This window comes from Cupriavidus sp. UGS-1 (genome assembly GCF_021213615.1).
Lineage (GTDB): Bacteria > Pseudomonadota > Gammaproteobacteria > Burkholderiales > Burkholderiaceae > Cupriavidus.
This window is the reverse complement of record NZ_JAJQJF010000009.1, coordinates 195,065-201,549: the sequence shown is the minus strand read 5'-3', so window position 1 is coordinate 201,549 and position 6,485 is coordinate 195,065. Positions and strand designations below refer to the sequence as shown.

The 6,485-nt window shown below is 67.7% G+C and carries 6 protein-coding genes; 1 reads left to right on the top strand and 5 read right to left on the bottom strand.

The window, feature by feature from the left end:
- Both LRR16_RS14165 and LRR16_RS14160 read right to left on the bottom strand, forming a co-directional pair.
- The coding region (locus tag LRR16_RS14165) for a phage tail protein I (protein ID WP_232206296.1) at window positions 1-236 on the bottom strand (236 nt) is incomplete at its 3' end.
- A gap of 126 nt (window positions 237-362) precedes the next feature.
- Window positions 363-629: a hypothetical protein gene (locus LRR16_RS14160; protein ID WP_006579760.1), complete on the bottom strand. Its 267-nt coding sequence runs from the start codon at window positions 627-629 to the stop codon at window positions 363-365.
- 192 nt (window positions 630-821) lie between these two features.
- Here LRR16_RS14160 and LRR16_RS14155 point away from each other — a divergent pair, with 192 nt between their 5' ends.
- Window positions 822-1,781 carry a LysR family transcriptional regulator gene (locus LRR16_RS14155; protein WP_006579761.1) on the top strand — a complete coding sequence of 320 codons (960 nt, stop codon included), beginning with the start codon at window positions 822-824 and terminating at the stop codon, window positions 1,779-1,781.
- A 93-nt stretch (window positions 1,782-1,874) separates the two neighbouring features.
- Here the strand turns inward: LRR16_RS14155 and LRR16_RS14150 are convergent, their stop codons facing one another.
- From LRR16_RS14150 to dprA, 3 genes are all read right to left on the bottom strand, one after another.
- Window positions 1,875-4,577, bottom strand: a complete 2,703-nt coding sequence (locus tag LRR16_RS14150) for a DNA topoisomerase III (RefSeq protein ID WP_232206295.1) — start codon at window positions 4,575-4,577, stop codon at window positions 1,875-1,877.
- 213 nt (window positions 4,578-4,790) lie between these two features.
- The gene (locus tag LRR16_RS14145; protein ID WP_006579762.1) at window positions 4,791-5,216 is read right to left on the bottom strand and encodes a thioredoxin family protein; all 426 of its coding nucleotides are present in this window, start codon (window positions 5,214-5,216) and stop codon (window positions 4,791-4,793) included.
- 110 nt (window positions 5,217-5,326) lie between these two features.
- Window positions 5,327-6,484: a DNA-processing protein DprA gene (gene dprA / locus LRR16_RS14140; RefSeq protein ID WP_232206294.1), complete on the bottom strand. Its 1,158-nt coding sequence runs from the start codon at window positions 6,482-6,484 to the stop codon at window positions 5,327-5,329.
- Window position 6,485: the final 1 nt, after the last annotated feature.

Genomic DNA, 6,485 nt, shown 5'->3' with positions numbered 1-6,485 from the left:
AAGGCCCAGGCGAGGAAAGGCAGCAACGCCGGCGGGCACGTTGCCGGGTTCCACAGGTCGCGCAGCGGCACCGGCACGCCGGCGATCGCCTCGGCGCCAACGGTGGCCAGATTGCGTTCGAGCGGGGCAGCACCCTGACAGCAAGTTCGACGGGCCGCGCAAGCGGCCCGTTTTGTTTGCGGCGGATTGCCTGCTGTTGTCGTCCCCGCGCAGGCGGGGACCCAGCGGCTTTGCATGCGCACCAAGACGCTGGGCCCCCGCTTTCGCGGGGGCGACAGGTTCGCACGCCGTAAACGACGATGCCCGTGCCGAAGCACGGGCATCGAGGGACCGCCGGGGAAGCGGTCCAGGGGGAGGCAGACTTAGCGCGCGGCGCCTTCGGTGAAGACGTCGAATTCGCCTTGGCGGGCGCCTTCGGTGAACACGTCGAACTTGCCCTGGCGAGCGCCTTCGGTGAAGACGTCAAACTTGCCTTGGCGGGCACCTTCGCTGAACACGTCGAATTGGCCGGCCTTGGCGCCGTCGGTGTACGGATCGAACTTGCCGGCCTTGGCGAACGCGGGAGCGGCGGTCAGCGTGGCGACGAGGGCGGTGGCGGCGGCGGTCAGGGCAAAGCGGGAGATCGTCATGATGTGTCCTTTTTTCTGTTCGGGAGGACGTCCGCCGCGGCGGGATTTCGCTGCAGTGCGGCATCCGATGGCTGCATATTAGGCATTTCCCTTATATGAATAAACATTACCGCACACAATGATTAGTTCTATAAAGAACAACAAAAACCCCAAGCTGTGGAAAAATGGGGAAGAAAAAAGGGAGACTGTGCAATGGATCGGCTGCAATCGATGCGCGTGTTCGCCAAGGTCGTCGAACTTGGCAGCTTCGCCCGTGCGGCGCAGCAACTGGAGATGTCCAACGCGGTGGTGACCCGCTATGTCGCGGACCTGGAGAGCCATCTGGGTACGCGGCTGCTGAACCGGACCACCCGCAGCCTGTCGCTGACCGATGCCGGCGAGACCTATCTGCAGCGCTGCCAGCAGATCCTGGAGGACGTCGAGGAAGCCGAATCGGTGGTGACCGCGCGCAGCCAGTCGCTGTCGGGTACCTTGCGGATCGTCACGCCTGTGATGTTTGGCCTACATTTGCTGCCCGACATGCTGGCGCGCTTTCAGCAGATGTATCCCGACGTGGTGTTCGATGTGCTGTTGTCGGACCGCAGCATCGATATCGTCGAGGAGGGCCGCGACGTCGGCATCGTGTTGTCCGACCTCGGTCTGGGCTCGCATCTGGTGGCGCGCCCGCTGCTGTCCGCCGAGGTGATCCTGTGCGCGTCGCCCGGCTATCTGCGCGCCCACGCGCCGCTGCGCCATGCCCATGAACTGACGCAGCACCGCTGCATCGCGATGCGTCTGACCAATGCCGAACACGCCTGGACGTTGTCGGGTCCGGAAGGCGAGGTGACCGTGCCGATCCGGCCCGGCATGGTCTGCAGCAATGCCGAACTGGCACACCAGGCAGCGCTGGCCAACCTCGGCATCGCGATGCTGTCGTCGTATCTGGCCCGGCCCAGTATCGAAGCCGGCCTGCTCGAGCACATCCTGCCGCAATACCAGCTGCCGCGCCGCGACATCAGCGTGGTCTATCCGAGCCGCAAGTTCCTGCCGACCAAGGCGCGGGCCTTCATCGACTTCCTGCTGGAAGAGGGGAAGAAGAAGAGTGCGGACGGAGCGGGCGGGCCGGTGGACACCGCCGCGGTGACCGGTGCGGGCAGTCAGGCGGCGAACTAGCCGAAGATCGAAGAAGAACGAGGACAAACCCGGAACAACCGGCGAGCACGCCGAAAGACCGAGGCCCGCGTGCGGGGCCTCGGATGCCGCGGCTTATTCGTTGGCGCTGGCCGTCGTCTTGGCGCGAGCGGTCTTCCGGGCGGGAGTCTTGCTGGCCGCCTTGGCCGCGACCTTGGCGGCGGTCTTGCTTGCCGGCTTGCCGGCCGACGCGCCGGCTTCGGCTGCCGTATTGGCTGACGACTTGGCCGCCGTCCTGGCTGCCGACTTGGCTGGCGTCTTGGCGGCGGCCGTCTTGGCGCCCGCTGTCTTCACGCCCGCTGTCTTCGCGCCCGCCTTCGGCTCGCGCGCCTCGAATTCGAAGCCGATCTTGCCGTCCGGCTGCTTGACCAGATAGGCCTTGAAGTTGCGGCCGGTACGCGAGGACTTGAAGCCAGTCAGCAGGTCCGTGCGGCCCTGGCCGAGCAGCTTGCCGATCTGCTCGCGCGAGATCTCCTGCTGCAGGATGATCTTGCCGGTGGTGAAGTCGCACGACTTGGGCGACCCGACCGCGTTCTCGCAGACATACTTCATGCCGTGCTCGAACACCGAGCCGCTGCACTTCGGGCAGGTGCCGACCGGCTCCTGGCCGCTGAAGTCGACCGGTTCGCCGTCGTTGTCGTCCTCGTTCTGGCCGAAGTCGAACTCCATCTTGTAGTTGCCGTCGTCGTCGCGCGCGAGCTTCAGGATCGCGGCGAACGGGCGGCCCATCTTGCTGCGGAAGCCCTGCAGCGGCCCGATTTCCTTGTCGCGCAGCAGCGTCTCGACCTCGTCGATCTCGAACTGCCGGCCGCCCGGGATCTTGCTGATCGAGAACTCGCAGGCCGTGCAGGCGAAGCGCCGGTAGTTCTCCTTGACCTGGCCGCCGCACTGCGGACACGGCGTCTGCAGCGTCGCGTAGTCGCCGGGGATGGTGTCGCTGTCGTATTCCTTGGCGCGCTTGACGATCTGCTGCGTCATCTGCGCGATCTCGCGCATGAACTCGTCGCGCTTGAGCCGGCCGCGCTCGATCTGCGCCAGCTTGTGTTCCCACTCGCCGGTCAGCTCGGCCTGCGTCAGTTCCTCGACGCCCAGGCCGCGCAGCAGCGTCATCAGCTGGAACGCCTTGGCGGTCGGAATCAGTTCACGGCCCTCGCGCACCAGGTATTTCTCGGTCAGCAGTCCTTCGATGATGGCCGCGCGCGTGGCCGGCGTGCCCAGCCCCTTGCCCGCCATCGCCTCGCGCAGCGCGTCGTCGTCGACCAGCTTGCCGGCGCCTTCCATCGCCGACAGCAGCGTCGCTTCGTTGTAGCGCGCCGGCGGCTTGGTGGTCAGCCCGACCGGCTCGACCTTGTCGGTGCGGACCTTCTCGTCCTTGGCCACCGGCACCAGGTTGGCGTCGTCGCCCTGAGCCTCGCGGCCGTAGACCACCAGCCAGCCCGGATTGACCAGCACCTTGCCTTCGGTCTTGAAGTGGTGGCCGGCGACCTCGGTGATGCGCGTGGTCACCTGGTATTCGGCGGCCGGGAAGAACACCGACAGGAAGCGGCGCACCACCAGGTCGTACAGCTTCTGCTCCGGCTCGGACAGGTTCTTCGGCGCCTGCAGCGTCGGGATGATGGCAAAGTGGTCGCTGATCTTGCTGTTGTCGAAGATCCGCTTGTTCGGCTTGACCCAGCCGCTGCTCAGGATCTTCTTCGCATGCGTCAGGTAGTTCGGCGAACTGTCCGCCAGCATGTCCAGCGTTTCCTTGACCGTGCCCATGTAGTCCTCGGGCAGCGCGCGCGAATCGGTACGCGGGTAGGTCAGCACCTTGTGCTTTTCATACAGCGCCTGCGCCAGGCCCAGCGTGTTCTTGGCCGAGAAGCCGAAGCGCGAGTTGGCCTCGCGCTGCAGGCTGGTCAGGTCGAACAGCGCCGGCGACAGCTGGGTCGACGGCCTGGACTCCTCGGAGACCGTGCCCGGCTTGTCGCGGCAGGCCGCGACGATGCTCTTGGCCTCGGCCTCGCTCCACAGCCGCGACTCGCGCGCCTCGGGATCGAACTCGTTCTTCTTGAACTTCGGATCGAACCAGCGGCCTTCGTACAGCCCGGCCGCGGCGATGAATTCGGCGCGCACTTCCCAGTAGTCGCGCGGCACGAAGTGTTTGATCTTCTCCTCGCGCTCGACCACGATCGACAGCGTCGGCGTCTGCACCCGGCCCACCGTGGTCAGGAAGAAACCGCCGCCCTTGCTGTTGAAGGCGGTCATCGCGCGGGTGCCGTTGATGCCGACCAGCCAGTCGGCCTCCGAGCGGCAGCGCGCGGCGTCGGCCAGCGGCAGCATCTCGGCGTCCTCGCGCAGGCTGGCGAAGCCGTCACGGATCGCCTGCGGCGTCATCGACTGCAGCCACAGCCGCTGCACCGGCTGCCTGGCCTTGGCCTGCTGCACGATCAGCCGGAAGATCAGCTCGCCCTCGCGCCCCGCGTCACAGGCGTTGATCAGGCGGGTGACGTCCTTGCGCTTGATCAGCCGGTTCAGCACCTTCAGCCGCGATTCGGTCTTGGCGATCGGACGCAGGTCGAAGTGCGGCGGGATGACCGGCAGGTTGGCGAAGCTCCATTTGCCGCGCTTGACTTCGTATTCGTCCGGCGCGGCAATTTCCACCAGGTGGCCGACGGCGGACGAGAGCACATAATCGTCGCTCTCGTAATACTCGTCATGCTTGGTAAAGCCCCCGAGCGCACGGGCAATATCGGCCGCGACCGATGGCTTTTCCGCGATGATGAGAGCTTTGGACATGGGTGGGAATCCTTGCCGGCCGCCCCTTGGCGGACCGCGTTTGGCACAGCACTAATATGTAAACAGCGCACTTGGGCCCCCGGGGGGGCCATGAGGCGCCAATAATAAGCGGGGTATTGACAACGGTGCAAGGCGAGTTCCATCGCCGCCTTCGCGCCTTATCGTGGGCCGGGACTAGGCTCCCGCCTCGTTCAGACCCGGCCCCGGCGAGCTTCAAACGCCGCTTTCTCCCTGCTGTGACCGGCCGGATCCGTCAGGATTCAACCAGCCGAGCAGATCCGGCGGCGCTTCTGCGCCGGCCGGCATGGCCGCGCCGCGGCCCAGCAAGCGGGCCAGCGTGTCGGCATGGGGCAGCAAGGTGCCATAGAACTGCGGCGCCCCGCCGGCGGCATCCTGCACCAGCACGGTCGGGAAGTTCTCGATATCGATATCGCCCAATGCGTCGGCATGGGTCTCGATATCAACCCAGACGAAGCAGTCGTCCGGATGGCGCGCCGCCTGTTCGCGCCAGACCGTCAGATAGTCGCGGCAGGTGCCGCACCACTCGGCGCAAAGGCACGCCACCAGGCGACCCTCGGGATGTGCCCGCAGCGCCGCGGCGATCGCGGCCGCATCGCGTTCGGGAAAGTAAACGGCCATCGGTGATCCAGACATGAGCCTTGCGTGCGCTTGATCGAGCATCCGGTCAGGCACGGGGAACGGCGATTGTAACGACTCCGGCCGTCCGCCGTGCCGCGCGGCTCCGGCGGCTAGGTCAGACGCCGGTACAGATTGCCCGGCATCCGCTCGACCGCGCCGGCGAATTCCAGTTCCAGCAGTGCAGCGGTGACGGCCTCGGGCGGCAGCCCGGTACGGGCGCACAGCGTATCGGGATCGACCGGATCGTACGCCAGCGCGGTGCCCAGCGCATCGGTGCGGCCGCACGGGAGCTCGCCCATCGTCCCGCACGCCATCGCGCCGGGCCTGGCGACGGCGCGTGAGCCTTTGACCAGCCCCAGTTCGTCGAACACATCTTGCGGACACTCCACCAGCTTGGCGCCCTGCTGGATCAGCCGATGGCAACCCGCCGCCAGCGGCGCGTGGATCGAGCCGGGCACCGCGAACACCTCGCGGCCGAGGTCGGCCGCCAGCCGCGCGGTGATCAGCGAGCCCGAGCGCAGCGCCGCCTCGACCACCAGCACGCCGCGGGCCAGCGCCGCGATCAGCCGGTTGCGCTGCGGGAAATGCTGGCTGCGGGCCGGCGTGCCCAGCGGCAGCTCGCTGAGCAGCAGCCCCTCGGCCGCGATCCGCTGAGCCAGTGCCCGGTGTGAAGCGGGATAGCAGCGGTCCAGGCCGGTCCCGACCACCGCGATGGTGCCGCCCGGACCGCCGAGTCCGCCGGCATGCGCGGCCGCGTCGATGCCGAGCGCAAGGCCGGACACGACCGCGATCCCCGCGGCCGAGAACGCCGACGCAAACATCTGCGCGTCCCGCCCGCCCTGCACGGTGGCGCTGCGCGCGCCGACCACCGCCAGCGCCGGACCGCGCAGGCTTTCCAGCCGGCCCTGGGCGTACAGCATCAGCGGCGGGTCGCCCAGGTCCAGCAGCGCACGCGGATAGCCGGGGTCGGCCAGCGTCAGCAGGTGGTGGCCGGGTTCGCGCAGCCACGCTAGCGTGCGCGCGATCCGCGCCGACAGGGCCGGATCCGGTGGCGCCGCCACCGCGCGGGCCACGGGCAATGGCAGCCGCCGGGCGAGCCGCGCTTCCCCGGCCGACAGCACCTGTTGCGGCAGGCCGAACTTGTCCAGCAGCAGCCGCGCGGTGCGGCGGCCGAGTCCCGGCACCGCTTCCAGACGCAGCCAGGCCGCGACCTCGCCCGGGTCGATCGCAGCGGGGCGGCCATCGGTAGCGGAGCGCAGTTCGGGCATG